This window comes from Janibacter melonis (assembly GCF_020567375.1).
Lineage (GTDB): Bacteria > Actinomycetota > Actinomycetes > Actinomycetales > Dermatophilaceae > Marihabitans > Marihabitans melonis.
Window position 1 is genome coordinate 850,735 of sequence record NZ_JAJBZM010000003.1, and the last position, 26,057, is coordinate 876,791.

Consider the following 26,057-nt stretch of genomic DNA (forward strand, 5'->3'; position numbering starts at 1 on the left):
GCCCCCTCCCCCCCCGCGGGCGTGGGCGCGCCGGTGCGGGGGCGCCCCATGGGCGGCCCACCCCCACCCACCCCTGACGACGGGGGGCGCCGCGGATCCTCCCCGCGGCGCACCCCTTCGCCATGCCCTGAGTCACCCGTCCCAGTCACCTCGGGCAAGGACCTTCGACCTCGGGAAGGAAATGTTCTTTCCCGAGGTCGAGCTTTCCCGCCCTGGGCGGGAAAGCTGAGGCCTCAGAGCGGGATGTTCGTGTGCTGCCCACGGGCCGCGGGGGCGGCGGCGAGGGTGGCGACGACCGCGGAGCGGGTCCCCGTCGGCTCGACGATCTCGTCGACGACGCCGATCTCGACCGCCCGCGGCAGACCACCGGAGAGGCGGTCGTGCTCAGCGGCGAGCTGCTCCTCGACGGCGGCGCGCTCGGAGTCGTCGACCTCGGCCAGGCGCCGGCGGTGCAGGATCCGGATGGCCGCGACCGAGCCCATGACCGCCACGTGCGCGTCGGGCCAGGCGTAGACCTTCGTCGCGCCGAGCGAGCGCGAGTTCATCGCGATGTAGGCACCGCCGAAGGTCTTGCGGGTGACGACGGTGACGCGTGGGACGACCGCCTCGGCGAAGGCGTGGAGCAGCTTCGCCCCGCGTCGTACGACGCCGTCCCACTCCTGGCCGACACCGGGCAGGTAGCCCGGCACGTCGACGAGGACGACGAGCGGGATGCCGAAGGCGTCGCACATCCGCACGAAGCGGGCCGACTTCTCCGCCGAGGCGGAGTCGAGGCAGCCGCCCAGGCGCATCGGGTTGTTGGCGATGACGCCGACGCTGCGACCGCCGAGACGGCCGAGCGCGGTGACGATGTTCGGCGCCCACCGCGCGTGGAGCTCCTCCGTCGTGCCCTCGTCGAGGAGGTCGTCGACGAGGGAGTGCACGTCGTAGGCGCGCTTGGCCGACTCGGGCAGCGAGGCCGCGAGGTCGCGGTCCTCGACGCCGTCGACGTCGAAGTCGCCCTGCGTCGCCGGGTCCATGAGGCGCGCGATGGCGCGGCCCCGGGCGAAGGCGTCGTCGACGGAGCTCGCGAGGACGTGGACGACGCCGGAGCGACGCCCGTGCGGCTCGGGCCCACCGAGGCGCAGCGCGTCGACGGCCTCGCCGGTGACGGAGCGCACGACGTCGGGCCCGGTGACGAAGATCCGGCCCTCGGGGGCGAGGATGACGACGTCGGTGAGCGCGGGGCCGTACGCGGCGCCGCCGGCAGCCGCGCCGATGACGATGGAGATCTGGGGGATCTTGCCGCTCGCGCGGGTCATGATCGCGAAGATCAGGCCGACGGCGTGCAGCGAGACGACGCCCTCGGGCAGACGGGCGCCGCCGCTGTGCCACAGGCCGATGATCGGCAGCTGCTCGGCGAGGGCGAGCTCGTAGGCGTCGACGACGACGCGGCAGCCGTCGACACCCATCGCGCCGCCCATGATCGTCGCGTCGGAGACGAAGGTGATGACCTGCTGGCCGTCGACCGTGCCGCGCGCGGCCATCATGCCGGAGCCGTCGTCGGGCCCGAGGAGCTCGACCGAGCCCTCGTCGAGGAAGGCCCGCAGGCGCTTCTCCGGGTGACGCGGGTCCTGCAGGCGGTCGGGCTTGCCGGCCTTGCTCACGGCAGCGCTCGCGGCGCTGGGCTGGCGCGCCATCAGATGCTCCCGAAGGCGAGCGCGACGTTGTGACCGCCGAAGCCGAAGGAGTTGTTGAGCGCGATGATCTGGCCGTCGCCGAGCGGACGGGGCTCGTCGCGCACGACGTCGAGCGTGACGGCCGGGTCGAGATCGGTGATGTTGATCGTCGGGGGAGCGACCCGGTGGTAGACCGCGAGCGCGGAGAAGATCGCCTCGAGCGAGCCGGCCGCACCCAGGAGGTGACCGGTCATCGACTTCGTGCCGCTCACGGCCATGTGGTCGGCCTCGTCGCCGAAGGCGCGACGGATCGCGGCCACCTCGGCGACGTCGCCGACGGGCGTCGACGTCGCGTGGGCGTTGATGTGGACGACGTCGGCGGGGGTGGCCCCGGCGTCGGTCACGGCGTCGGCCATCGCGCGGCTGGCACCGGCGCCCTCGGGCTCGGGGGCAGCCATGTGGTGGGCGTCGGCGCTCACGCCGAAGCCGGCGAGCGTCGCGTAGATCGTCGCGCCGCGGGCCTTCGCGTGCTCCTCGGACTCGAGGACCATGATCGCGGCGCCCTCGCCGAGGACGAAGCCGTCGCGCGTCGTGTCGTAGGGGCGCGAGGCGGTCGCCGGGTCGTCGTTGCGGGTCGACAGCGCCTGCATCGCGGCGAAGCCGGCGATGGGCAGCGGGTGGATCGCGGCCTCGGAGCCGCCGCAGACGACGACGTCGGCCTTGCCGTCGCGGATCATCTGCAGGCCGTAGCCGATCGACTCCGCGCCGGAGCTGCAGGCCGAGACGAGGGTGTGGGCGCCCGCGCGGGCACCGAGCTCGAGCGAGATCGTGCCGGAGGCGCTGTTGGGCATGAGCATGGGGATCGACAGCGGGTAGACCCGACGGGCCCCCTTCGAGCCGAGGGTGTCCCACGCGGTGATGAGGGTCTGCACCCCGCCGATGCCGCTGCCGACGGCGACGCCGAGCCGCTCGGGCTCGACCTCGGGGGCGCCGGCGTGCTGCCAGGCCTCACGGGCGGCGACGAGCGCGTACTGGGCGAAGGGGTCAAGCCGCTTGGTCTCGACCTTCTTGAGCACCTCGGCCACCGGGGTGGTGAGGCTGGCGGCGAAGGTGACGGGCAGCTCGTGCTCGCTCACCCACTCCTGGGTGAGGGGCCGGGCGCCGGGGGTCCCCGCGAGCGCGGCCTCCCAGGTGGAGGTGACGTCCCCGCCGAGCGGGGTGGTCGCCCCGAGACCGGTGACGACGACGGTGGGTGAAGTCATGAGTTCTCCGTGGTGGGGTCGGCGAAGGGGGTGGGCCCGGCGGCCGCGCGGCACCGGTCGTGGTGACGACCGGCGCCGCGTGGCAGCGCGGTGGTGCGGGCGATCAGCCCTGGTTGGTCTTGATGTAGGTGACGGCGTCGCCGACGGTCTTGAGGTTCTTGACCTCCTCGTCGGGGATCTTCACCCCGAACTTCTCCTCCGCGGTGACCGCGATGGTCATCATCGACAGCGAGTCCACGTCGAGGTCGTCGGTGAAGCTCTTGTCGGCGGTGACCTCGGCAGCGTCGATGCCGGTCTCCTCGGCGACGACCTCGGCGAGGCCCTCGAGGATCTCCTGGTCGGTGTAGGCCATGCGTGTCTCCTTCTTCTGTGTGGGTGGTGCTGGTGGTGCGGGTGGTCAGGGGGCGATGACGACCTGGCCGGCGTAGGCCAGGCCGGCGCCGAAGGCGATCTGCAGGACGACGTCGCCGCTGCGGATCTGGCCGGACTCGACGAGCTTGCTCATCGCGAGCGGCACGGAGGCGGCCGAGGTGTTGGCCGTCGTGCGGATGTCGTCGGCGATGACGACCGACTCGGGCAGGCCGAGGGTCTTGGCCAGCGAGTCGATGATCCGCATGTTCGCCTGGTGCGGCACGAAGACGTCCACGTCGGCGACGGTGAGCCCGGCCGCGTCGAGGGTCTCCTGGGCCTTCTTCGCGATCGTCCACACGGCCCAGCGGAAGACGCTCTGGCCCTGCATCTTGATCGAGGGGAACTGCAGGTCCGGGTTGGCCCGGACCTCCATCCACGACTCGTCCTGGGCGATGACGGCCTTCTGCTCGCCGTCGCTGCCCCAGACGGTGGGGCTGATGCCCGGCGTCTCGGAGCGGGAGACGACCGCGGCGCCGGCGCCGTCGCCGAAGATGAAGGCGATGGTGCGGTCGTCGTAGTCGGTGAAGTCCGAGAGCTTCTCGACGCCGAGGACGAGGACGTTCTGGGCCGAGCCCGAGCGCACCATGTCCGAGGCCAGGCCGATGCCGTAGCAGTACCCGGCGCACGCGGCGCTGAGGTCGATGGCCATGCACGTCAGGCCCAGGCGGTGCGCGAGCTCGGGCGCCGCGGCGGGCGTCTGGTAGGGGTGGGTCACCGTCGCGACGAGGACCGCGTCGACCTGGTCGACCTCGAGCCCGGCGTGCGCGATCGCGGCGCGCGCGGCCTGCTCGGCCATGTCGACGACGGTCTCCTCCGGGGCCGCGCGGTGGCGGGCCTCGATGCCGGAGCGCTGGCGGATCCACTCGTCGCTGGAGTCGATCCGCTCGACGATCTCGCTGTTGGGCACGACCCGCTCGGGGCGGTACCCGCCGATGCCCGAGATCCGCGAGTGGTAGCCGCCCGGCGTCGTGCCCAGGCCGGGGCTGAGGGTCACCATGCTGCTCATGCGAGCTCTCCCGTCGGGTGCAGGCGCAGCAGCGGCTGGCCGGGGGAGACGGGGTCGCCCTCCTCGACGAGCCACTCGACGACCTGGCCGCCGTAGGCCGAGATGACCTGGTGGGTGTCGCGAAGGGAGGAGACGCGGGCGACGAGGTCGCCCGGGCTCAGGGAGTCGCCGGGGCCGTGCGGCTCGACGGCGACGGTGCCCTTGACCGGGGCGACGACGAGGCGCCAGGCCGGGTCGGACGCGGTGCGCTCCTCGCCGTGCTCGCGCACCATGCGGTGGGCCGCCTCGAGGTCGTCCGGGGTGCGCAGCGCGAGCGTCTCGACGCCCTTGAGGCCACGCTTGGCCAGACCTGTGAGGGCGCCGGCTGGCGGCACCTCGATGATCCCGGTCACGCCGAGGTCGCGCATCGTGTCCATGCACAGGTCCCAGCGCACCGGCGAGGAGACCTGACGCACGATGCGCCGCAGCACCTCGCTGCCGGAGCCGACGACGGTGCCGTCGGAGTTCGACAGCAGCGGGACGCGTGCGTCGTGGGTGGAGACGGCGCGCGAGAGGCGCGAGAGGGTCTCGACGGCGGGCGACATGTAGTCGGTGTGGAAGGCGCCGGCGACCGAGAGCGGGATGACCCGGGCCTTCGCGGGGGCGTCGTCGGCCAGGGCGGCGAGCGCGTCGAGCGCACCGGCCGCGACGACCTGGCCGGCGCCGTTGACGTTGGCGGGGGTGAGACCGTGGCGCTCGATCGCGGCGAGCACCTCGCTCTCGTCGCCGCCGACGACCGCGCTCATGCCGGTCGGGGTCTGCGCCGAGGCGGCGGCCATCGCGCGGCCGCGCTGGGCGACGAGGACCATCGCCTGCTCGGCGCTGATGACGCCCGCCGCGGCAGCGGCCGTGAGCTCGCCGACGGAGTGACCCGCGCCGACGCCGACGACGCGGAAGCCGTCGGCCGGGTGCTGGAAGAGGCCGAGCATGCCGAGCAGGCCCGCGGCGACGATGAGGGGCTGGGCGACGGCCGTGTCCTTGATCGTCGCCTCGTCGGAGACGGTGCCGTGCTGCTCGAGGTCGAGACCGGCGACGGTGGACAGCCAGTGGAGGCGGTCGCGCATCCCGGGGAGCTCGAGCCAGGGGGCGAGGAAACCGGGGGTCTGGGAGCCCTGACCGGGGCAGGTGATCGCAAGCACGTCTCCACCTTCGCGATGATCGGGCCGTCGACGCGACGGCGACGGGCACAGCAAAATCAGTCAGTTGTTGGAGGTTACCTCCAACAACCGGCCGATCGTCAGGGCAGTGCGCACGGTGAAGGCGTCGTGCGGCTCAGCGAGGTCATAGCCCGTGGCGTCGGTGATCTTGCCCAGGCGGTAGCGCACCGTGTTGACGTGGACGAAGAGGGCGCGCGCGGTGCCCTCGAGGCCCCCCTTCGTGTCGAGGTGGATCTCGGCGGTGCGCAGCAGCGCCGGCTGCGCGCGCAACGGCTCCCACACGGTCGTCACGAGCTCGTGGCGCGCCCACTCGTCGCCGACGAGGGCCCGCTCGGGCAGCAGGTCCGAGGCGGGGCACGGGCGAGGGCAGGCCGGCCAGCCGCCGGACGCGTCGTAGCCGGCCATCGCGGCGGCGGCCGACAGCGCGCCCTCGACGAGGTCGTCGACGACGAGTCCGTGCACGAGCGGGCCGTCGCCGAAGCAGTCGGCGAGCGCGCTCACCTCGGCGGTGACGTCCTCGACCTGGCCGAGCACCGCGACGAGCCGGCGTCCCTGGACCCCGGCGATGACGGCGAGATGACGGCGGGCGGCCGCCCGGTGCAGGTGGGACAGGACCCCTTCGATCCCGCTCTCGTCGGGCGCCGGGGCACGGCCGACGACGACGACCACCCCGGTCGTCGCGGTCCATCCGAGGGCCGAGGCCTGCGAGCGGATCGACTCGTCGACCTCGCCGCGCAGGACCGCGTCGAGGACGAGCGCCTCGAGCCGCGCGTCCCACGCACCGCGCTGCTCGGCCGCCTCGGCGTAGACGAGGGCGGCGCCGAAGGCGACCTCGCTGCTGTAGCGCAGGATCGCCTCGCGCACGACGACGACGTCCTCGGCGCGCACGACGCTCTCGACCCGTGACTCGACGACGCGGACGACCTCGCGGAGCAACGACAGGGTCTGGGCGAGGGTGATCGAGCGGGTCAGCTCGCGTGGTGCGGAGGCGAAGATCGCGCCTGGTCGGGCCGTCCCGCCGTGCGTGCCGGCGGCCAGCCACGCGACGAAGTCGGCGATGCCCGCCTGGGCGACCTGGGCCACCCAGGCGCGCTCCTGGGCGCTGAGGTCGGCGTACCAGGAGTGGCTCTCCTCGAGCTGTCTCGTCGCCGCGGTCGCGAGCTCGCCGGCCCGCCGGCGCACGGCGGCCTGGGCGCGCGAGGGGACGGGAGACGCGGTGGGCACGAGCGCACTCTAGGGGCTGTCTTTGTGGGCGGACGACAACCGGCCCCGTCGAGGACGACGGGGCCGGGTGCGTGCAGAGGTGCGAGGTCAGTCGGTGCCGAACTCCATGGCGGCGCGGTCGAGCGCGTCGTCCTCGTCGTCGACAGCCGCGGCCGCCGGGTTGGAGGCGATCTGCTCGGCGCCACCGGGCTCGAGCTCGCCCATGAGGTCGGCGTACCCGCCGCCGAGCTGGTCCTGGCCGGCGTAGATCTCGAGCTTCGCGCGGCTGTCGGCGATGTCGAGGTTGCGCATCGTCAGCTGGCCGATGCGGTCGACCGGGCCGAAGGCGGCGTTCTCGGTGCGCTCCATCGACAGCTTGTCGGGGTGGTAGCTGAAGTTCTCGCCCGCCGTCGACACGATGCTCCAGTCGTCGCCCCGGCGCAGCCGCAGGGTGACCTCGCCGGTGACGAGCGAGGCGACCCAGCGCTCGATCGACTCGCGCAGCATGAGCGCCTGGGGGTCGAACCAGCGGCCCTCGTACATGAGGCGCCCGAGGCGGCGGCCCTGCGTGTGGTACGCCTCGACGGTGTCCTCGTTGTGGATCGCGGCGACGAGGCGCTCGTAGGTGATGTGGAGCAGCGCCATCGCGGGGGCCTCGTAGATGCCGCGCGACTTCGCCTCGATGATCCGGTTCTCGATCTGGTCCGACATGCCCAGGCCGTGGCGACCGCCGATGGTGTTGGCCTCGTGGACGAGGGCCACCGGGTCGTCGTAGCGGGTGCCGTTGATCGCCACGGGACGGCCGCGCTCGAAGCGCACGGTGACGTCCTCGGTCTCGATGGCGACCTCGGGGTCCCAGAAGCGCACGCCCATGATCGGCTCGACGATCTCGATGGACTCGTCGAGGTGCTCGAGGGTCTTCGCCTCGTGGGTCGCGCCCCAGATGTTCGCGTCCGTGCTGTACGCCTTCTCGGCGCTCGCGCGGTAGGGCAGGTCACGCGCGGTGAGCCACTCGCTCATCTCCTGGCGCCCGCCGAGCTCGGTGACGAAGTCGGCGTCGAGCCACGGCTTGTAGACCCGCAGCGCGGGGTTCGCCATGAGGCCGTAGCGGTAGAAGCGCTCGATGTCGTTGCCCTTGAAGGTCGAGCCGTCGCCCCAGATCGACACGCCGTCCTGCGCCATCGCGCGCACGAGCATCGTGCCGGTGACGGCGCGCCCGAGCGGGGTGGTGTTGAAGTACGTGCGGCCGCCCGAGCGGATGTGGAAGGCACCGGTCGCGATCGCGGCGAGACCCTCCTCGACGAGGGGGCCCTTGCAGTCGACGAGCCGGCTGATCTCGGCGCCGTACTGCCCGGCGCGGCCGGGGATCGTCTCGATGTCGTCCTCGTCGTACTGGCCGAGGTCGGCCGTGTACGTGCACGGGACCGCGCCCTTCTCGCGCATCCACGCGACGGCGACAGATGTGTCGAGACCACCCGAGAAGGCGATCCCGACGCGTTCGTTGACTGGCAGAGAGGTGAGGACCTTGGACACGAGGTCAGCGTAGGACCTCCCGCGCGCGCACCGCGCGCCGGTCCGTCCCCGCGACCTCATCTGATCGTCACCGGCGCGCCACCTGCGCGTCGCGGCCTGCTGGCCGGGCGTCCCTAGCGTCGCCGCCATGACCCCCACGAAGATCGCCACCGGCGTGCTCGCGGCCGCGGCTCTCGCCGCCCCCGCGGCCGCCGCCGTCTCCGCGCCGGCCCCCGCCCTCGACACCCAGACCCAGAGCGTCACCGGCGGCCCCGGTCTGCGCGAGAAGGACATGATCCGCCCGCTCGTCGTGGCCCACCGCGGCGCGTCGGGCTACCGCCCCGAGCACACCCTCGCCGCCTACGAGCTGGCCGTCGGCCAGGGCGCGGACTACATCGAGCCCGACCTCGTCATGACGAGGGACGGCGTGCTCGTCGACCGTCACGAGCCCGAGATCGGCGGCACGACCGACGTCGCGCAGCGCCCCGAGTTCGCCGACCGGCGCACGACGAAGCTGCTCGACGGGGTGCGCACGACCGGGTGGTTCGTCGACGACTTCACCCTCGCCGAGCTGAAGACGCTGCGCGCGACCGAGCGCCTCGGCGAGCTGCGCGAGGAGTCGGCGATGTACGACGGCCGCTTCGAGGTGCCGACCTTCGAGGAGGTGCTGCGCCAGCGCGAGGAGCTCTCGCGGCGCACCGGCCGGGTCATCGGCGTCATCCCCGAGATCAAGCACTCGACCTACCTCCACGCGGAGGGCTTCGACCCCGAGCGCGAGGTGGCCCGCCTGGCCCGCAAGCACCACCTCGACCACCGCCGAGCACCGCTGTGGGTCCAGTCCTTCGAGCTCACCGCCCTGAAGGACCTGCGCGAGCAGCACGGCTTCCGGGCGCGCACGACCTTCCTCACGACGGCGAAGGGGGGCCCCTTCGACCTCAGCGGGCGGGGGACCACCTACGCCCAGCTGACGACGCCGGCGGCGATGAAGGACCTCTCCCGCTGGATCGACGGCTACGGCCCGGAGAAGTCCCAGGTCATCCCGCGCCGAGCAGACGGCTCCCTGGGGACGCCGACGACCTTCGTGCGCGACGCCCACGCGGTCGGGCTCACGGTCATGCCGTGGACCTTCCGGGCGGAGAACTCCTTCCTGCCGACCGACTACCGGGTCGGCAGCGACCCCTCGCACTTCGGCCGCGCGATCGACGAGGCCCGGGCCTTCCTCGAGACCGACGTCGACGGCATCTTCTGCGACCAGCCCGACGTGTGCGTGCAGGCCCGCACCGAGATGCTCCACGAGCGCGGCTGAGCCCGCCCCGGACCCACGAGGCCCCCGCCACGCAGGTGCGTGGCGGGGGCCTCGTGCGTCGCCCTCGCGGGCGAGCGGGGTGCGCTCAGGCGTCGCCCCCGGCGTTGCCGGAGGTGCCGGCCCGCACGTCGAGCAGCTGGTACTTCTTCGCCGCCTCCTCGGGGACCGAGGCGTCCACCCAGCCGCGGGCGGCGAGCATCTGCAGCGCCCGGACCGCGACGGACGGGCCGTCGACGTGGAAGAAGCGACGGGCCGCGGCGCGGGTGTCGGAGAAGCCGAAGCCGTCCGTGCCGAGCGCCGAGAACTCCTCGGGGACCCAGGGACGGATCTGGTCCTGGACCTGCTTCATGTAGTCCGAGACCGCGACGACCGGGCCGACCGCCGGCTCGAGGGCCGTCGTGATGTACGGCGTGCGCTTCTCCTGCTCCGGGTGGAGGAAGGCCTGCTCGTCGCAGTCCATCGCCTCACGGCGCAGCTCGGTCCACGACGTCACCGACCACGCGTCGGCGACGACGCCCCAGTCCTTGCGCAGCAGCTCCTGGGCCTCGAGGACCCACGGCATGCCGACACCGCTGCCGAGCAGCTGGCAGCGCGGCGGGGTGTCGCCCAGACCCTCGGCGTCGCCCTTCTTGTAGAGGTACATGCCCTTGAGCAGGCCGTCGACGTCGACGCCCTCCGGCTCGGCCGGCTGCACGTACGGCTCGTTGTAGAGGGTGAGGTAGTAGATCTTGTTGCGCGACGGGTCGTCCTGCGGGGCGTCGCCGCCGTACATCGTCTCGAGGCCGCGGCGCATGATGTGCCCGATCTCGAAGCCGAAGGCGGGGTCCCACGTGACGACGGCGGGGTTGGTCGCCGCGAGGATCTGCGAGTGCCCGTCGGCGTGCTGCAGGCCCTCGCCCGTGAGCGTCGTGCGACCGGCGGTGGCCCCGAGGAGGAAGCCTCGCGTCATCTGGTCGGCGGCCGCCCAGATGCCGTCACCGGTGCGCTGGAAGCCGAACATCGAGTAGAAGATGTACAGCGGGATCATCGGCTGGCCGTGGGTGGCGTAGCTCGAGCCGGCGGCGATGAAGGCCGCGACCGAGCCGGCCTCGTTGATGCCGGTGTGGATGATCTGACCCTGCTCGGACTCCTTGTAGGCGAGCATGAGGTCGGCGTCGACCGAGGTGTAGTTCTGGCCGTGCGGGTTGTAGATCTTCTTCGTCGGGAAGAAGGAGTCCATCCCGAAGGTGCGGGCCTCGTCCGGGATGATCGGCACGACGCGGTCGCCGAAGTCCTTCTCGCGCATGAGGTCCTTGACGAGACGCACCCACGCCATCGTCGTGGCGACCTCCTGCTTGCCCGAGCCCTTGGCCATCTGCTTGTAGGCGTCGTCGCCGGGCAGGGTGAGGTCCTTGTACTTCACCCGGCGCGAGGGCAGCGAGCCGCCGAGCTTCTCGCGGCGCTCGAGCATGTAGCGCACGGCCTCGTCGTCGGTCCCCGGGTGGTAGTACGGCGGCGCCTTCGGGTCGGCCTCGAGGACCTCGTCGCTGATCGGGATCTTCAGCCCGTCGCGCAGACCCTTGAGGTCGTCGAGCGTGAGCTTCTTCATCTGGTGCGTGGCGTTGCGGGCGGCGAAGTGCGTGCCCAGGCCGTAGCCCTTGATGGTCTTGACGAGGATGACGGTCGGCTGGCCGGTGTGCTCGGTCGCCGCCTTGTAGGCCGCGAAGACCTTGTTGTAGTCGTGGCCGCCGCGCTTGAGCTTCCACCACACGTCCTCGTCGCTCCAGTCCTGCACCATCTTGCGGGTGCGGGGGTCGCGGTCGAAGAAGTGCTCGCGGACGTACCGGCCGTCGTTCGCGCGGTAGGTCTGGTAGTCGCCGTCCGGCGTCTGGTTCATGAGGTTGACCAGGGCGCCGTCGTGGTCGGCGGCGAGCAGCGGGTCCCACCCGCGGCCCCACACGACCTTGATGACGTTCCACCCGGCGCCGCGGAAGAAGGCCTCGAGCTCCTGGATGATCTTGCCGTTGCCGCGCACCGGCCCGTCGAGGCGCTGGAGGTTGCAGTTGATGACGAAGGTGAGGTTGTCGAGCTCGTCGGTCGCCGCGGTCTGCAGCAGCCCCCGGCTCTCGGCCTCGTCCATCTCGCCGTCGCCGAGGAAGGCCCACACGTGCTGCTCGCTCGTGTCCTTGATGCCCCGGTTGTGCAGGTACTTGTTGAACTGCGCCTGGTAGATCGCGTCCATCGGGCCCAGGCCCATCGAGACGGTCGGGAACTCCCAGAAGTCGGGCATGAGGCGCGGGTGCGGGTAGCTCGGCAGCCCGAAGGGCTTGCCGTCGACCTCGTGGCTCTTCTCCTGGCGGAAGCCGTCCATCTGGTCCTCGGACAGCCGGCCCTCGAGGAAGGCGCGGGCGTACATGCCGGGGGAGGCGTGGCCCTGGAAGAAGATGTGGTCGCCGCCGCCGGGGTGGTCCTTGCCGCGCCAGAAGTGGTTGAAGCCCACCTCGTAGAGGGTCGCCGCGGAGGCGTACGTCGAGATGTGACCGCCGACAGAGATCTCGGGGCGCTGCGCGCGGTGCACCTGCACCGCGGCGTTCCAGCGGATCCACGAGCGGTAGCGCCGCTCGACCTCCTCGTCGCCGGGGTACCAGGGCTCGTGCTCGGGACGGATGGTGTTGACGTAGTCGGTCGTCGTCAGCGACGGGACGCCGACGTTCATCGCCCGGGCGCGCTCGAGCAGGCGCAGCATCACGTAGCGGGCTCGGCGGCGGCCGGCCTGGTCGACGAGGGCCTCGAGCGACTCGACCCACTCCTGGGTCTCGTCGGGGTCGATGTCCGGCAGGTGGGTGGGGATGCCGTTGAGGATCGGGCCGTCGTCGGGCCGGTCGTCAGGGACGGTCACGTCTGCGTCCTTTCGGTGCACGGGGGTGCAGGGTGCTGCACCGGGCCCACCACGCGGTGGGTTGCTGGGACCAGTCTCCCACCCGAGGTGGCCACGGTCACATTCCGGGGTGGTGGTTGGATGAGCGCATGACGGAGCAGCCGCCCGCCCTGGACCTCTACGACGACGGAGCGGTGCGCTGGGCGCGGGTCGACCCGGGCCTGGCAGGGGTGCGTCGGGTCGCCACCTCGGTCGTCCTCGCCCCCCTGACGCTCGCCGCGGTCGTCGTCGCCGCGACGGTGTGGCGGTGGGCTGCCGTCCCGGCCGTCGTGCTGCTCCTGCTGTGGGCCTGGGCGTGGTGGCTCGTCGGCCGCCAGGTGAGCGCGATGAGCTATGCCGAGCTGCCCGACGAGCTGGTGATCCGCAAGGGGCGGATTGTCCGCACCCTCGTGACGATCCCCTACGGCCGCATCCAGTACGTCGACGTCGAGGCGGGCCCGCTGCTGCGTCGTGCCGGTCTCGCCGAGGTCGAGGTGCACACCGCCAACCCCCAGAGCGCCGGGTCGATCCCCGGCCTGCCCGAGCCGGTCGCCCACCGGCTGCGCGAGAGCCTCAGCTCGCTGGGCGAGAGCCGCCGGGCGGGGCTGTGAGCGCCCCGCCCGAGCCGGGCTGGCAGCGCTTCCACCCCCTCTCCCCGCTGCTGCGCGGCGGGCTGCTCCTGCTCGCCGTCGTCGGCTACCTCGCCAGCCAGCTCGTCGAGGACCTCCTCGGCGGGATCACCGGCCGGGGCGAAGGGGGACCCGACGGCGGGTGGGAGGCGTCGGCGGGTGAGCACCCTCTGCTGGCCGTCGCCGCGGTCGCCCTCGTCGTCCTCGGCGTCGTCGCCGTGGCCGCGGCGTCGTGGTGGTTCACCCGCTACCGGCTCGGCCCGAGCACCATCGAGCTCACCCAGGGCGTCCTCTTCCGCCGTCACCGCCAGGCCCGGTACGCGCAGATCCAGGCCGTGAGCACGACCCAGCCCCTCCTCGCCCGGCTCGTCGGGCTCGCGGAGGTGCGGGTCGAGTCCGCGGGCGGCGGAGACTCGCACATGTCGCTCGCCTACCTCGACCGGCGCTCCGCCGCCGTGCTGCGCGACCAGCTCCTCGGGCTGGCCGAGCGCGCCGGCGCCGACCCGGTCGGCGCGGGGGACGACGGGGACGCCCGGGACGAGAGCACGGAGGTCTCGCCCGACGGGCTCGCCCCCTCACCCGCGGCGGGTCCCCCGTCGCCGGCGGGTCCCCCTTCGCCGGCGGGACCCCCGCCGCCCCCGGTCGTCTCGATGCCCTTCGGCCGGCTTCTCGCCTCGACCGTGCTCACGCTCGACACCCTCGTCATCACCGTGCTCGTCGTCCTCGGCCTGGGCGTCGGGGCGCTCTTCGGGCAGGTCGCGGTCACCGGTTTCGTCGTGCCGCTCCTGCTCTACGTCGTCGGCAAGGTCCGGCGCCTGCTGACCTGGGGCAACCTCACGATGCGGGTGAGCGGTCGCACCCTCGCCTCGCAGCACGGGCTCACCGAGCTCGCGACGTCGACCGTGCCGCTGCACCGCGTGCAGGCGGTCGAGCTCACCCAGCCGCTGCTGTGGCGTCGCCCCGACTGGTGGTCGGTGGCCGTCAACATCGCCGGGGTCAAGGTCGGCGGCGACACCGTCGTCGAGGAGGGCGTCATCGTGCCCGCCGCGAGCCGAGCCGAGGCCGAGGGCCTGCTCGGCGTGCTCTCGACGACGATGGACACGACCCCGGCGCGGTCGGTGATGCGCGACGGCCTGCCGCCGCAGGCCGTCGGCTGCCCGCCCTCGGCCCGGCTGCTCGACCCGTGGGCCTGGCGGCGGCGGGGCGTCCTGCTCGCCGACGAGGTCGCCGTCGTGCGCAGCGGGCGGCTCGCCCGCGTCGTCACCGTCGTGCCCTGGGGGCGCATCCAGTCCGTCGAGGTCTCGCAGGGCCCGCTCGCGCGCCGGCTCGGGCTGGCCGACGTGCGGCTCGTCTCGACCGTCGGGGCGGTCCGCCCGCTCGCCCAGCACCTCGCCGCCCGGGACGCGCAGGAGGTGGCCGAGGAGATGCGCGCGCGCTCCCGCGCTCGGCGCGCCGGGCCAACTCCCAGCGCCCCTAGCCGACCCTTGCCATCCGGGTCGTGATTGGGTGGACTTGATGACAGACATCACGCGAAGCACGAGAGGTGGTACGAGGTGAGCGGGGAGAGCGCCACGAGCGCCGTGAGCCGGCTTGGTCTGGAGCACGACCAGGTGATCCAGGAGTTCGGCTGGGACGAGGACATCGACGAGGGCTTCCGGGCCTCGGTCGTCGAGGTCGTCGGGGGAGAGCTGGAGGACGAGGACTACACGGGTGTGGTCGACCACGTCCTCATGTGGTGGCGTGACTCCGACGGCGACCTCACCGACGCGCTCGTCGACACGCTGGGCACCCTCGAGGAGGGCGGCAGCATCGTGCTCGTCACCCCCACCTCCGGGCGACCCGACGAGGTCGACGCGACGGAGATCGAGGAGGCCGCGAGCACGGCCGGTCTGCACACCTCGGGCACGACGAAGTGCGGCCCGGACTGGGTGGCGACCCGGCTCGTGTCGCCCAAGGGCGGGCGATGAGGCGGCACCAGCCCGTCCCCGCACCCACGAGGAGCGCCCGCCCGCCGGCGGTCGGCGACCTCGCCCCGGATCTCGCCCTGCGCGACCAGAACGGCGCGAGCGTGCGCCTGTCGCAGTTCGCCGGCGAGAAGAACGTCCTGCTCGTCTTCTACCCCTTCGCCTTCTCCGGCATCTGCACGGGTGAGCTGAGCGAGATCCGCGACGACCTCGGCTCCTTCGTCACCTCCACGAGCGAGGTGCTCGCCATCTCGTGCGACCCGATGTTCAGCCTGCGCGCGTGGGCCGACCAGCAGGGCTACTTCTTCCCGCTGCTCTCCGACTTCTGGCCCCACGGCGAGGTCGCCCGCAGCTACGGCGTCCTCGACGAGAAGGCCGGCATGGCGGTGCGCGGCACCTTCCTCGTCGGCCGGGACGGCCGCGTCGTGTGGTCCGGCGTCAACGAGCAGGGCCAGCGTCGCGACTTCGCCCGGGTGCGCGCGGAGGTCGCCGCGCTCGACCGCGTCTGACCTGACGCAGACCCACACGGGCGGCGAAGGGGGAGCACAGCCGGGCCACAGGGTCCGCGTCGACCCTCGGTGAGGTGAGCGCACCGACCCTGCCCGTCCCGGCACCCCCTCTGCCCGTGCCCGCACCTGCGGCCCGGCGGTCCGGCCCGCCGCGCTGGTGGCGTGCTGCGACCGCGACGGCGGCCTGGGGGGTCGTCGTCGCCGTGTGCGCCCTCTGGGCGTACGGCGGCGGTCTGCGCGAGCTCGGCGACCTCGGCGGCGCCCTCGTCTCCCTCGGCCGGCTCACCGGCCTCGTCGCCTCGGCGCTGCTCCTGCTCCAGGTCGTGCTCATGGCGCGGGTGCCCGTCGTCGAGCGGGCGTGGGGGCAGGACGCGCTCGCCCGGGCGCACCGCGTCGTCGGCTTCTCCTCCTTCGTCCTGCTGTGGGTGCACGTCGTCCTCATCAGCGCCGGCTACGCCGCGCGCTCCCCGCTGGGTCTGCTCGGCACGCTCGCCGACCTCGTCCTCGACTACCCGGGCATGCTGCTGGCGCTCGCCGGCACCGCGGCCCTCTGCCTCGTCGTCGTGACCTCCCTCGCCCGCGCCCGGCGCCGGCTGCGCCGGGAGTCGTGGCACCTGCTGCACCTCTACGGCTACCTCGGGGCGGGCCTGGTCCTGCCGCACCAGCTGTGGACGGGCGCGGACCTCCTCGGGTCCCGGCTCGCGACGGTCGTGTGGTGGGGGCTGTGGGGAGCGACGGCCGGTGCCGTGCTCCTGTGGCGGGTCGCCGTGCCGCTGCACCGCTCGCTGCGGGCCCCCCTTCGTGTCGTCGACGTCGTCCCGGCCGGCCCGGGCGCCACGACGGTGCGCGTCGGCGGCCCCGGCGTCGCGGCGCTGCAGGCACGGGGCGGTCAGTTCTTCCAGTGGCGCTTCCTCGGTGCGCCGGGGTGGACCCGCGCGCACCCGTACTCGTTGTCGGCCGCCCCCGGTCGCGACACCCTCGAGGTCACGGTCGCCCACGTCGGCGACGGGTCGGCCGCGGTCGCGGACCTGCGGCCCGGTGCCCGGGTGCTCCTCGAGGGCCCCTACGGCCGTCTGCACGACGGCGTCAGGACCCGCCCGCGGGTGCTCCTCATGGGGTCGGGCGTCGGCGTCGCACCGCTGCGCTCGCTGCTCGGCGACCTCGGCGACGACGTCGAGGACGCCGTCCTCGTGCACCGCGTGCGCACCCCGCACGACGCGCTCGTCGCGCAGAGCGCACGGACCGCGGAGGCCGTCGGCGCGCGCTACGTGACCCTCGCCGGTCGTCGCGCGCCCGGCAGCTGGCTGCCGCTCGGGGCGACCTCTCTCGACGACGCAGCGGCCATCGCCCACCTCGTGCCCGACGTCGCGTCGCGCGAGGTCTACCTGTGCGGGGCGCCGGGGTGGACCGACGCCGTCGTCGCGGCGCTGCGCGCCCTCGGCGTGCCCGACGACGCGGTCCACCGCGAGAGCTTCGAGCTGTAGAGCCCCGCACGTGCGGCCCGACCACCCACCACGAAGGAGCGAGATGCGACGCATCGTCATCTGGTCCGCGAGCACGCTCGGCGCGCTGCTCGTCCTGCTGTCCTACTCGACGTCGACCGGCCGGGCGGCCACCCACATCAGCTCGCCGGCGGTGGCCGGGGCCGCCCCGGCCGCGGGCGCCACGACCGGCTCCGCGGGGTCGAGCGGGGCAGGCACGACGTACACCGGAGACGTCATGAGCACGCAGTGGGGGCCGGTCCAGGTGCAGATCACCGTCTCCGGCGGGCGGGTCACCTCCGCCGACGCCGTCCAGGTGCCCACCGGCAACCCGCGTGACGAGCAGATCAACGGCTACGCCGTCCCCGTCTACGAGTCCGAGACCGTCACCGCCCAGAGCGCGGACATCGACGCCGTCTCCGGGGCGACGGTGACCTGGCAGGGGTACACGGGATCCCTGCAGTCGGCCCTCGACGAGGCCGGGCTGTGACCGCCACGCCGGTGCGGCCGTGGGCCCCGCCGGGACAGGCTCGTCGCTCGTGGGTCGAGGAGGTCATGGGCATGCCCGTGTCGGTGGCCGTGCGCGGGCCCGTGCACCTGCTCGACGGCGCCGCCCCGCACGTCGAGCAGGTCTACGCCCGGCTGCGCCGCGTCGACCGGGTCTTCTCGACCTACCGGGACGACTCCGACCTCGTGCGGGTGCGGCGCGGTGAGATCGGCCTCGACGAGGCCCACCCGTGGCTCGCCGAGGTGGCCGACCTCTGCGCGCGGGCAGAGGACGTCACGGACGGTCTCTTCAGCGCCCGGGCGCCGGCTCCGGGAGGGGGCCGGGTCTTCGATCCGACGGGCCTGGTCAAGGGGTGGGCCGTCGCCACCGCCTCCGAGCAGCTGCGTCTCGTCCCCGGGGTGCAGCACCTCGTCGACGCCGGTGGCGACGTCGTCGCCGGCACGGGCACCGGCCTCGCCGGTCCGGTCCCGCCGTGGCGGGTGGGCATCGAGGACCCGGCCGACCGCACCCGGGTGGCCCGGGTCGTCGAGGTGGCCCGCGGCGCGGTGGCGACGTCCGGTGCGGCGGCCCGGGGGGCCCACGTCTACGACCCGAGGTCGGGGACGGCGATCTCGCCGGCCGGGTCGGCGAGCGTCGTCGGGCCGGACCTGCTGTGGGCGGACGTGTGGGCGACGGCCGCCTACGTCGACCCCGTCGCCGTCTCCGCCCTGCTGCCGCGTCGCGCACCGGGGTACGAGCTCGTCGTGCTCGGCTGAGCGGTACGCCGCGCGTCGGGCGGCGCGGTAGCCTCCCCGCCATGAGCGAGCACATCCTCGAGGTCGACCTGGCAGCCTTCGAGTCCGGGGACGCGCAGCGCGCCCGGGCGGTCGTCGAGGGGATGATGACCTCGCTGGAGACCGGCTTCGTGTTCGTGCGCCACGACCTGTCCGAGGACCTCGTCGACGAGGCCTACGGGATGCTCGAGGAGTTCTTCACCCAGGAGCAGGAGAGCAAGGACCGCTTCGTCGCCCCCGGCACGCACGGCCAGACCGGCTACACCGGGCTGCTCGTCGAGACCGCGGCCAGCGCCGACGTCGCGGACTGGAAGGAGATGCTCAACTGGGGCCGCGACATCCCGGCCGGGCACCCCCTTCGCACCCGCTACCCGCACCGCTACCACGACGCCGTCCTCCCCGAGGCCGCCGTGCCGGGCATCACGCGGACCCTCACGACCTTCCACGACGAGGTCGCCGACCTCCAGCGCCGGATCCTGAGGATCATCGCGACCGGCATCGGCGCGCACGCCGACTACTTCGAGCGGATGCTCGTCGACGGCCCGACGCTCTCGCGCGCGATCCACTACCCGGCGATGGAGTCCGCGCCCGAGCAGCCGCACGTGTGGGCGGCCGAGCACGCCGACATCAACCTCATCACCGCGCTGCCCCGTGCCACGGCCTCCGGGCTGCAGGTCAAGCTCAAGGACACGGGGGAGTGGATCGACGCCGTCGCCCCCGAGGGCGGGGCGATCATCAACACCGGGCTCATGCTCGAGGTCGTGACGAACGGCCTCGTCGAGCCGGGCATCCACCGCGTCGTCGCGGCGCCGGGCCAGAGCGGCGACCGATACTCGGTCGTGCAGTTCTGCCACCCCACCCCGTGGACCGTGCTCAGCCCGGTCGCCTCGACGATCACGCCGCAGACGCCCCAGCGCTTCAGCCCGGTCTCGGCGGCCGACGCGCTCGACCTCGTGCTCTACGAGATCAACCTCATCGAGGACGCGCGCTCCTGAGTGCGCGGCGGGGTGCGCCAGCCCTGCGAGAATGACGTCCGTCCCCCGCACCGCGTGGGTGGGCAGGGGCCTGTAGCTCAGCTGGCAGAGCGCCACGTTTACACCGTGGATGTCGTCGGTTCGATCCCGGCCGGGCCCACATGAGCATCACCCTCGGCGACGTCGTCGCCGCTCTCGAGCAGCTGTACCCGAGCTCGAGGGCCCAGTCCTGGGACCAGGTGGGTCTCGTCACCGGTGACCTCGCGCAGCCCGTGCGCCGCGTCCACGCGGCCGTCGACCCGACCCTCGCCGTCATCGCCGAGGCCCGCGAGCTCGGCGCCGACCTCCTGCTCACCCACCACCCGCTCCTCCTGCGCGGCATCCACTCCGTCGCGACGACGACGGCGAAGGGGGAGAGCGTCACCTCGCTCGTCGTCGGCGACGTCGCGCTCTACGTGGCGCACACGAACGCCGACGTCGCCGACCCCGGGGTCAACACCGCGCTCGCGCAGGCGTGCGGCCTCACGCGATGGGGCCCGCTCTCGGTCGAGGAGGGCCAGCCCCTCGGTCTCGTCGGCGACCTCGACGACGCCGTGGACCTCGCGACCTTCGCCGGTGACCTCGCGGGGCGCCTGCCCGCAGCCGCCGGGGGCGTCCGGGTCGCCGGGCCGCCCGACGCGGCCGTGCGCCGCGTCGCGCTGCTCGGCGGATCCGGTGACGGGCTCTTCGACGCGGTCCGGGCGAGCGGGGCCGACGTCTACGTCACCGCCGACCTGCGCCACCACCCCGCCCTCGAGGCGCGCGAGGAGGCGCGGGGAGGCACGCCCTACCTCGTCGACGCCGGCCACTGGGCGACGGAGTCGCTGTGGCTGGAGCGCGCGACGCGCGACCTGCTGCGGGTGCTGCAGGAGCACGGCCACGACACGACTACCGTGGAGACCCACGTCAGCACCCTGCGCACCGACCCGTGGACCTTCACGGTCGGTGCCACCGGCCCCGAAGGAGCCCCCCAGTGAAGGCCGACCCCACCGTGCAGCTGCGGCTGCTCGACCTGCAGCAGCTCGACACGCGCCTCTCGCAGATCGCGCACGCCCGGGCCCGCATCCCCCAGCAGGCCGAGCTCGAGGCCGCGCACGCCCGTCTGGGGAAGGTCCAGGACGCCGTCATCATGGCGCAGACCCAGGTGAGCGACGTCGAGCGCGAGCTCGCGCGGGCCGAGGGCGACGTCCAGCTCGTCCGGGACCGGGCGACCCGGGACCGCTCGCGGCTCGAGTCCGGCCAGGGCAGCGCGAAGGACCTCCAGGCCCTCCAGCACGAGCTCGAGTCCCTCGCCCGCCGCCAGGCCACGCTCGAGGACGTCGAGCTCGAGGTCATGGAGCGCGCCGAGGAGGTCCGCGCACGTCTCGACGACGCGACCGCCCAGGTGCCCGCCGCGGAGGCCGAGGTCGCCCGGCTCACCGACGAGCTCGCCGCCGCGCGGGCCGACCTCGACGCCCAGGAGCGCGAGGTGAGCGCACCGCGCGCGTCGATCCTCGCCGAGATCGACGACCCGCTGCTCGCCCTCTACGACCGCGTCCGGGCGCAGAGCGGTGGCCTCGGGGCCGCCGCGCTGCGGGCTCGACGATGCGGTGGCTGCCAGCTCGAGCTCAACCCCGTCGAGCTCAACCGCATGGCCGCGGCGCCGGAGGACGAGGTGCTGCGCTGCGAGGAGTGCGGGCGCATCGTCGTGCGCACCGACGAGTCCGGTCTGCCCGCCTGATGGGTCGGCGCCTCCGGGTCGAGGCCGACGGCGGCTCGCGCGGCAACCCCGGCGTGGCCGGGTACGGCGCGCTCGTGCGGGACCGCGCGTCCGGCGCGTTGCTCGTCGAGCTCGCCGCCCCGCTGGGCAAGGCCTCGAACAACGTCGCCGAGTACCGCGGGATGATCGCCGGGCTCGAGGCGGTGCTGCGCATCGACCCCTCGGCCGACGTCGAGGTCGCGATGGACTCCAAGCTCGTCGTCGAGCAGATGAGCGGGCGGTGGAAGATCAAGCACGCCGACATGCGTGCGCTCGCCCTGACCGCCCGTGACCTGCTCGCCGACATCACGCAGGCCGGCGGCTCGGTGCGCTTCACCTGGATCCCGCGCGCGCAGAACGGCGACGCCGACGCGCTGTCGAACCGGGGCATGGACGGCGACCACGTCGCCGACTGGCACGACGGCGTCGCGTCCGAGGACGTCTCGGCGAGCGCGCAGGCGCCCGACGCCGGGGTCGGCCTGTCCCCGGAGGACCTCGAGCCGACGAAGGACACCGACCAGCTGCCCGTGCGCCCGCCCCGGCGCGAGGGCGAGCCGACCCGCGTCGTCCTCGTGCGGCACGGGGTCACCGACTTCACCCTCGAGGCCCGCCTCGACGGTCGCGGCGGGGCCGACCCCGCGCTCGCGCCGAGGGGCCACGAGCAGGCGCAGGCCGCCGCCCGGGGCGTGCGCGCCCTCGTCGGCGACGCCGAGAGCGTCGTCATCAGCTCCTCGCTGCGGCGGGCCCGTGAGACCGCCGAGCACGTCGCCGACGCGCTCGGCGTCACGCCGGTGCAGGTGGCGGACTGGGACGAGCAGTCCTTCGGCGAGTGGGACGGCGCCTCGGTCGGCGAGCTCGTCGCCGCGGACGCCGCGGGCTTCGCCGCGCTGCGCGACGACCCCGCCTTCGCCCCGCCCGGCGGGGAGAGCCACGAGGAGCTGACGACGCGCGTGCTCGCCGCCTGGGAGGCCGTCGTGGCCCGCGGGGGCACCGTCGTCGTCGTGTGCCACCGCAAGCCGATCCTCGTCGTCCTCGCGCACGTGCTCGGCATCCCGCACGACCGGATCTGGCGTCTCGCCGGCGCCCCGGGCTCGCTCACCGCCGTCGAGGCCTGGCCCGGCGGCGAGGCCGTCGTCGCCTTCACCAACCGCACGTAGTGGTCGAGCTCATCGGCGCCGGCGACGTCCCCGGCTGGCTGCAGACCTCCGGGCTCGTCGGGGCCGTGGCCTTCGGGCTGCTCTCGGCCTTCATCCCGCCGCTCAACGCCGAGGTGTACGCCCTCGCGCTGCCGCTCGTCTTCCCCGAGACCTGGCACTGGCACATCCTGCTCATGACCGCCGGCTTCATGGTGGGCAAGGTGAGCCACTACGTCGCCGCCGACCGCGGGATGGCCCTCTTCGCCCGGCGTCGTGCGCGACGGCAGAGTGTCGTGCCCGATGACGACCCGCAGGGGCGACCCCCGGACGAGGGCTGGACGGCCGTGGTCAAGCGGGTCCTCGCGCGCTGGACGAGCCGGGCCATCGACACCCTGGAGCGCCCCGTCCTCGGCCCGCTCGTCGTCTTCGTCTCCGGGCTCACCGGGATCCCTCCCTTCGCCGTCATCACGGTGGCCGCCGGTGTGCGTCGCAGCGGCCTCGTCCGCTTCGCGACCTTCGGCACCCTCGGGTGCCTCGTGCGCTTCCTCGGCACGGCCTTCCTCGTCTCCCGCGCCGCGGGCTGACACGCCTCCGCGGGACGCCGCGGGGCTGGTCTAGGGTGCGCCGCATGACCTACGCCGGTGATGTCACGCCCGAGCAGACCTGGGAGGCGCTGCGCTCCCAGCCCGACGCCGTCCTCGTCGACGTGCGCACCCGCGCCGAGCTGACCTTCGTCGGCCGGCCCGACCTCGCCGAGCTCGGCCGCCCGCTCGTCGCGGTCGAGTGGACCCGTTTCCCCGGGGGCGAGCGCAACCCCGACTTCGTCGCCGAGCTCGACCAGCTCGGCGTGCGCCGCGACCAGCCGGTGTACTTCCTGTGCCGCTCCGGGGTGCGCTCCGTGGCAGCGGCCGACGAGGCCACCGCTGCCGGGTGGGACGAGGCGTACAACATCCTCGACGGCTTCGAGGGCGGCGTCGACGACGCCGGCCGCCGCACCCTCGCCGGGTGGAAGGTCGCCGGGCTGCCCTGGCGCCAGGACTGACCCGTGACGCACGACCTCGGCCCCGGCAACCCCCAGCCCTACCTCGACCCCGCCGGTCTCGACCCGCGCACGCTCTCCGTGCGCGGTGGTCAGGCCCGCAGCGCCTTCGACGAGACCGCCGAGGCGATGTACCTCACCTCCGGCTTCGTGTACGGCTCGGCCCGAGAGGCCGAGGCCGCCTTCTCCGGCGAGCGCAGCAAGTTCGTCTACTCGCGCTACGGCAACCCGACCGTCGCGATGTTCGAGGAGCGACTGCGGCTCCTCGAGGGAGCCCCCGCCTGCTACGCGACCGGGTCGGGCATGGGCGCGGTCTTCACCGCCCTGGGCGCGCTGCTCGGCGCCGGTGACCGGGTCGTCGCCTCTCGTGGGCTCTTCGGCTCGTGCTTCGTCATCCTCGACGAGATCCTCCCGCGCTGGGGCGTCGAGACCGTCTTCGTCGACGGGCCCGACCTCGAGCAGTGGCGCGAGGCCCTGGCCCAGCCGACGACCGCCGTCTTCTTCGAGACGCCGAGCAACCCGATGCAAGAGCTCGTCGACATCGAGGCCGTGTGCGAGCTCGCCCACGCCGCGGGGGCCCAGGTCGTCGTCGACAACGTCTTCGGCACCCCCGTCTTCTCCCGCCCGCTCGACCACGGCGCCGACGTCGTCGTGTACTCGGCGACGAAGCACATCGACGGGCAGGGCCGGGTGCTCGGCGGCGCGATCCTCGGGCCGCAGGAGTACATCCACGGGCCCGTCGAGCAGCTCGTGCGGCACACCGGCCCGAGCCTGTCGCCCTTCAACGCCTGGGTGCTGCTCAAGGGCCTGGAGACGATGGACCTGCGGGTGCGCGCGATGGCAGCCTCCGCCCTCGCCGTCGCGGAGCACCTCGACGCGCACCCCGGTGTCGTCTCGACCGTCTACCCCTGGCTGCCCTCGCACCCCCAGCACGACCTCGCCCGCCGGCAGATGAGCGGGGGCGGCACGGTGGTGACCTTCGAGATCGGCGGGGGAAAGGACGACGCCTTCGCCGTCATGGACGCGCTGCGGCTCGTCGACATCTCCAACAACCTCGGCGACAGCAAGTCGCTCATCACCCATCCCGCGACGACCACGCACCGCCGGATGGGGGAGGAGGCGCGCGCCGCGATCGGCATCACCGACGGGACCCTGCGGGTCTCGATCGGGCTAGAGGCGAGCGCCGACCTCGTGGCCGACCTCGACCAGGCACTGCGCAGCACGCTGACCTGAGCGGACCCGCCCTAGGGTGAGCCACATGGGTACCCACCGCGTCCTCGGCCTGCGCGACCGCTCGACGGGGGAGCCCGATCCCGACCTCGTGGCCCGCTTCGCGGCGATCCGCACCGAGCTCGAGGTGCCCGAGGACTTCCCGCCCGAGGCGGTCGCCGAGGCGCAGCGCGTCGCGGAGCGGCCGCGGTCTCTGCCCGGGCGCGACGAGACCGCGCTGCCGCTGCTGACGATCGACCCTCCCGGCTCGATGGACCTCGACCAGGCGATGCACCTCGAGCGCGAGGGCCAGGGCTACCGCGTGCGCTACGCGATCGCGCACCTCGTCTCCTTCGTCGAGCCCGGTGGCGCGATCGACGCCGAGGCACGGCGCCGGGGCCAGACGATCTACGCCCCGGACGAGCGGGTGCCGCTGCACCCGCCGGTGCTCTCCGAGGGGGCTGCCAGCCTGCTGCCCGGTCAGGCCACGCCGGCCTACCTGTGGGACATGCGCCTCGACGAGACCGGCGAGGTCACCGCCGTCGAGCTCTACCCCGCGATGGTCCGCTCGGCCGACCGCCTCGACTACGAGCACGCCCAGGAGCAGCTCGAGACGGCCGAGCCCGACGAGCGCCTCGTCCTGCTGCGCGAGGTGGGGGAGCTCCGGATCGCCCTCGAGCAGGCCCGCGGCGGGGCCACCCTGCCCATGCCCGAGCAGGAGGTGGAGCGCGCCGAGGACGGCTCGTACACCCTCCAGCTGCGCCCGCTCCTCGCCATCGAGGACTGGAACGCGCAGATCTCGCTGATGACCGGCATGTGCGCCGCCCGGCTCATGCTCGACGCCCGGGTCGGGATCCTGCGCACGATGCCCCCGCCGGACGAGCGCGCGCTGCGTCGTCTGCGCGCCGCCGCCCGGGCGCTCGGCGTGCAGTGGCGCGACGACGTGCCCCACGGCGAGATGCTGCGCTCGCTGGACCGCACGGACGGGCGCCATCTCGCGCTCATCCACGAGGCCACATCGCTCTTCCGCGGGGCGGGGTACACCGCCTTCGACGGCGAGCTGCCCGAGCACACGGAGCAGTCGGCCATCGCCGCGCCCTACGCGCACGTCACCGCGCCGCTGCGCCGGCTCGTCGACCGCTTCGGCCTCGCCGTGTGCGCCGCGGTGAGCGCCGGCGAGGAGGTGCCGGCCTGGGCCCGCGCCGCGCTCCCGCAGCTGCCGGAGGTCATGGCGGCCTCTGACCGCCTCGCCGGCGCCGTCGAGCGCGCGAGCACCGACGCCGTCGAGGCCGCCGTGCTGCGCGGACGGGTGGGAGAGGAGCTCACGGGCGTCGTCGTCGAGGTCGACGAGGACAAGGAGCGCGTCGAGCTCCAGCTGAGCGAGCCCCCGGCGATCGCCCGGGCCTCCGGCCGCGCCGAGCTCGGCTCGCAGGTGACCGTGCGGGTCGTCGCTGCCGACGTCGCTGCCGGCACCGTCGACCTCGTCGTCGTCTGACCCCCTTCGCCTTCGCCTCCCCGGTCGTCCCAGCTTTCCCGCCCTGGGGCGGGAAAGCTCGACCTCGGGAAGGGACATTGCCTTCCCGAGGTCGAAGGTTCCTTCCCGAGGTC

Annotated in this window: 24 protein-coding genes and 1 tRNA gene; 17 read left to right on the plus strand and 8 right to left on the minus strand. The window is 73.6% G+C overall.

The features are described 5' to 3' along the window. Nucleotides 1–233 precede the first annotated feature (233 nt). The 7 genes from LIV55_RS16205 to argG all read right to left on the minus strand — a co-directional run bounded on the left by LIV55_RS16205 (nt 234) and on the right by argG (nt 8,269). Nucleotides 234–1,679 carry an acyl-CoA carboxylase subunit beta gene (locus LIV55_RS16205; RefSeq protein ID WP_229300924.1) on the minus strand — a complete coding sequence of 482 codons (1,446 nt, stop codon included), beginning with the start codon at nt 1,677–1,679 and terminating at the stop codon, nt 234–236. Further along, complete coding sequence (gene fabF / locus LIV55_RS16210) at nt 1,679–2,920, minus strand: beta-ketoacyl-ACP synthase II (RefSeq protein ID WP_123090817.1); 1,242 nt, start codon at nt 2,918–2,920, stop codon at nt 1,679–1,681. The genes LIV55_RS16205 and fabF overlap by 1 nt, the downstream gene beginning before the upstream one ends. 103 nt (nt 2,921–3,023) lie before the next feature. Further along, the gene (locus LIV55_RS16215; protein ID WP_068274070.1) at nt 3,024–3,272 is read right to left on the minus strand and encodes an acyl carrier protein; all 249 of its coding nucleotides are present in this window, start codon (nt 3,270–3,272) and stop codon (nt 3,024–3,026) included. A gap of 45 nt (nt 3,273–3,317) precedes the next feature. After that, complete coding sequence (locus LIV55_RS16220) at nt 3,318–4,337, minus strand: beta-ketoacyl-ACP synthase III (protein WP_224767002.1); 1,020 nt, start codon at nt 4,335–4,337, stop codon at nt 3,318–3,320. Continuing rightward, nucleotides 4,334–5,515, minus strand: a complete 1,182-nt coding sequence (locus LIV55_RS16225; protein ID WP_068274077.1) for an acyltransferase domain-containing protein — start codon at nt 5,513–5,515, stop codon at nt 4,334–4,336. The genes LIV55_RS16220 and LIV55_RS16225 overlap by 4 nt, the downstream gene beginning before the upstream one ends. 60 nt (nt 5,516–5,575) lie before the next feature. Then, nucleotides 5,576–6,757, minus strand: coding sequence for a PucR family transcriptional regulator (locus LIV55_RS16230; protein ID WP_229300925.1), 1,182 nt, complete (start codon nt 6,755–6,757; stop codon nt 5,576–5,578). A gap of 87 nt (nt 6,758–6,844) precedes the next feature. Continuing rightward, nucleotides 6,845–8,269, minus strand: coding sequence for an argininosuccinate synthase (gene argG, locus LIV55_RS16235; protein ID WP_068274080.1), 1,425 nt, complete (start codon nt 8,267–8,269; stop codon nt 6,845–6,847). A 127-nt stretch (nt 8,270–8,396) separates the two neighbouring features. On the opposite strand from argG, the gene LIV55_RS16240 reads away from it, so the two are divergent. Next, the gene (locus LIV55_RS16240; RefSeq protein ID WP_191564617.1) at nt 8,397–9,554 is read left to right on the plus strand and encodes a glycerophosphodiester phosphodiesterase family protein; all 1,158 of its coding nucleotides are present in this window, start codon (nt 8,397–8,399) and stop codon (nt 9,552–9,554) included. An 85-nt stretch (nt 9,555–9,639) separates the two neighbouring features. On the opposite strand, the gene aceE is transcribed toward LIV55_RS16240, so the two are convergent. Further along, a complete protein-coding gene (aceE, locus tag LIV55_RS16245; RefSeq protein WP_068274082.1) occupies nt 9,640–12,432 on the minus strand; it encodes a pyruvate dehydrogenase (acetyl-transferring), homodimeric type in 2,793 nt (930 codons plus the stop codon). Nucleotides 12,433–12,560: 128 nt separating this feature from the next. Here aceE and LIV55_RS16250 point away from each other — a divergent pair, with 128 nt between their 5' ends. From LIV55_RS16250 to LIV55_RS16325, 16 genes are all read left to right on the plus strand, one after another. Beyond that, the gene (locus LIV55_RS16250; protein WP_229300926.1) at nt 12,561–13,061 is read left to right on the plus strand and encodes a PH domain-containing protein; all 501 of its coding nucleotides are present in this window, start codon (nt 12,561–12,563) and stop codon (nt 13,059–13,061) included. After that, nucleotides 13,058–14,581: a PH domain-containing protein gene (locus LIV55_RS16255; RefSeq protein WP_229300927.1), complete on the plus strand. Its 1,524-nt coding sequence runs from the start codon at nt 13,058–13,060 to the stop codon at nt 14,579–14,581. The genes LIV55_RS16250 and LIV55_RS16255 overlap by 4 nt, the downstream gene beginning before the upstream one ends. Nucleotides 14,582–14,632: 51 nt before the next feature. After that, entirely contained in the window at nt 14,633–15,046 is a 414-nt protein-coding gene (locus tag LIV55_RS16260; protein ID WP_123090809.1) for a DUF3052 domain-containing protein, read from the plus strand. Continuing rightward, nucleotides 15,043–15,552 carry a peroxiredoxin gene (locus LIV55_RS16265; RefSeq protein ID WP_123090808.1) on the plus strand — a complete coding sequence of 170 codons (510 nt, stop codon included), beginning with the start codon at nt 15,043–15,045 and terminating at the stop codon, nt 15,550–15,552. The genes LIV55_RS16260 and LIV55_RS16265 overlap by 4 nt, the downstream gene beginning before the upstream one ends. 74 nt (nt 15,553–15,626) lie before the next feature. Further along, complete coding sequence (locus LIV55_RS16270) at nt 15,627–17,036, plus strand: ferredoxin reductase family protein (RefSeq protein WP_229300928.1); 1,410 nt, start codon at nt 15,627–15,629, stop codon at nt 17,034–17,036. 43 nt (nt 17,037–17,079) lie between these two features. Next, nucleotides 17,080–17,523 carry an FMN-binding protein gene (locus tag LIV55_RS16275; protein ID WP_229300929.1) on the plus strand — a complete coding sequence of 148 codons (444 nt, stop codon included), beginning with the start codon at nt 17,080–17,082 and terminating at the stop codon, nt 17,521–17,523. Further along, entirely contained in the window at nt 17,520–18,296 is a 777-nt protein-coding gene (locus tag LIV55_RS16280) for an FAD:protein FMN transferase (protein WP_229300930.1), read from the plus strand. The genes LIV55_RS16275 and LIV55_RS16280 overlap by 4 nt, the downstream gene beginning before the upstream one ends. A gap of 41 nt (nt 18,297–18,337) precedes the next feature. Continuing rightward, nucleotides 18,338–19,309: an isopenicillin N synthase family dioxygenase gene (locus LIV55_RS16285; RefSeq protein WP_229300931.1), complete on the plus strand. Its 972-nt coding sequence runs from the start codon at nt 18,338–18,340 to the stop codon at nt 19,307–19,309. Nucleotides 19,310–19,375: 66 nt separating this feature from the next. Then, nucleotides 19,376–19,448, plus strand: a tRNA-Val gene (locus LIV55_RS16290). Between the two features lies 1 nt (nt 19,449). Beyond that, nucleotides 19,450–20,304: a Nif3-like dinuclear metal center hexameric protein gene (locus tag LIV55_RS16295; protein WP_229300932.1), complete on the plus strand. Its 855-nt coding sequence runs from the start codon at nt 19,450–19,452 to the stop codon at nt 20,302–20,304. Next, the gene (locus LIV55_RS16300; RefSeq protein WP_229300933.1) at nt 20,301–21,047 is read left to right on the plus strand and encodes a zinc ribbon domain-containing protein; all 747 of its coding nucleotides are present in this window, start codon (nt 20,301–20,303) and stop codon (nt 21,045–21,047) included. The genes LIV55_RS16295 and LIV55_RS16300 overlap by 4 nt, the downstream gene beginning before the upstream one ends. Beyond that, on the plus strand, nt 21,047–22,222 hold the full coding sequence (locus tag LIV55_RS16305) for a bifunctional RNase H/acid phosphatase (RefSeq protein ID WP_229300934.1): 1,176 nt from the start codon (nt 21,047–21,049) through the stop codon (nt 22,220–22,222). Before LIV55_RS16300 ends, LIV55_RS16305 begins: the two co-directional genes overlap by 1 nt. Beyond that, nucleotides 22,222–22,785 (plus strand): hypothetical protein, encoded by a 564-nt coding sequence (locus LIV55_RS16310; protein ID WP_123090801.1) that lies wholly within the window; start codon nt 22,222–22,224, stop codon nt 22,783–22,785. Before LIV55_RS16305 ends, LIV55_RS16310 begins: the two co-directional genes overlap by 1 nt. Nucleotides 22,786–22,829: 44 nt before the next feature. Beyond that, on the plus strand, nt 22,830–23,243 hold the full coding sequence (locus LIV55_RS16315) for a rhodanese-like domain-containing protein (RefSeq protein ID WP_123090800.1): 414 nt from the start codon (nt 22,830–22,832) through the stop codon (nt 23,241–23,243). 3 nt (nt 23,244–23,246) lie between these two features. Continuing rightward, nucleotides 23,247–24,473, plus strand: coding sequence for an O-succinylhomoserine sulfhydrylase (locus LIV55_RS16320; RefSeq protein WP_229300935.1), 1,227 nt, complete (start codon nt 23,247–23,249; stop codon nt 24,471–24,473). 25 nt (nt 24,474–24,498) lie between these two features. Continuing rightward, nucleotides 24,499–25,944 (plus strand): ribonuclease catalytic domain-containing protein, encoded by a 1,446-nt coding sequence (locus LIV55_RS16325; protein WP_229300936.1) that lies wholly within the window; start codon nt 24,499–24,501, stop codon nt 25,942–25,944. Nucleotides 25,945–26,057: the final 113 nt, after the last annotated feature.

What these genes read in the sequence shown, in the direction of transcription:
- LIV55_RS16205 (WP_229300924.1), bottom strand. Translation starts at nt 1,679, where the DNA reads ATGGCGCGCCAGCCCAGCGCCGCGAGCGCTGCCGTGAGCAAGGCCGGC.
- fabF (WP_123090817.1), bottom strand. Translation starts at nt 2,920, where the DNA reads ATGACTTCACCCACCGTCGTCGTCACCGGTCTCGGGGCGACCACCCCG.
- LIV55_RS16215 (WP_068274070.1), bottom strand. Translation starts at nt 3,272, where the DNA reads ATGGCCTACACCGACCAGGAGATCCTCGAGGGCCTCGCCGAGGTCGTC.
- LIV55_RS16220 (WP_224767002.1), bottom strand. Translation starts at nt 4,337, where the DNA reads ATGAGCAGCATGGTGACCCTCAGCCCCGGCCTGGGCACGACGCCGGGC.
- LIV55_RS16240 (WP_191564617.1), top strand. Translation starts at nt 8,397, where the DNA reads ATGACCCCCACGAAGATCGCCACCGGCGTGCTCGCGGCCGCGGCTCTC.
- LIV55_RS16250 (WP_229300926.1), top strand. Translation starts at nt 12,561, where the DNA reads ATGACGGAGCAGCCGCCCGCCCTGGACCTCTACGACGACGGAGCGGTG.
- LIV55_RS16265 (WP_123090808.1), top strand. Translation starts at nt 15,043, where the DNA reads ATGAGGCGGCACCAGCCCGTCCCCGCACCCACGAGGAGCGCCCGCCCG.
- LIV55_RS16275 (WP_229300929.1), top strand. Translation starts at nt 17,080, where the DNA reads ATGCGACGCATCGTCATCTGGTCCGCGAGCACGCTCGGCGCGCTGCTC.
- LIV55_RS16285 (WP_229300931.1), top strand. Translation starts at nt 18,338, where the DNA reads ATGAGCGAGCACATCCTCGAGGTCGACCTGGCAGCCTTCGAGTCCGGG.
- LIV55_RS16295 (WP_229300932.1), top strand. Translation starts at nt 19,450, where the DNA reads ATGAGCATCACCCTCGGCGACGTCGTCGCCGCTCTCGAGCAGCTGTAC.
- LIV55_RS16305 (WP_229300934.1), top strand. Translation starts at nt 21,047, where the DNA reads ATGGGTCGGCGCCTCCGGGTCGAGGCCGACGGCGGCTCGCGCGGCAAC.
- LIV55_RS16315 (WP_123090800.1), top strand. Translation starts at nt 22,830, where the DNA reads ATGACCTACGCCGGTGATGTCACGCCCGAGCAGACCTGGGAGGCGCTG.
- LIV55_RS16325 (WP_229300936.1), top strand. Translation starts at nt 24,499, where the DNA reads ATGGGTACCCACCGCGTCCTCGGCCTGCGCGACCGCTCGACGGGGGAG.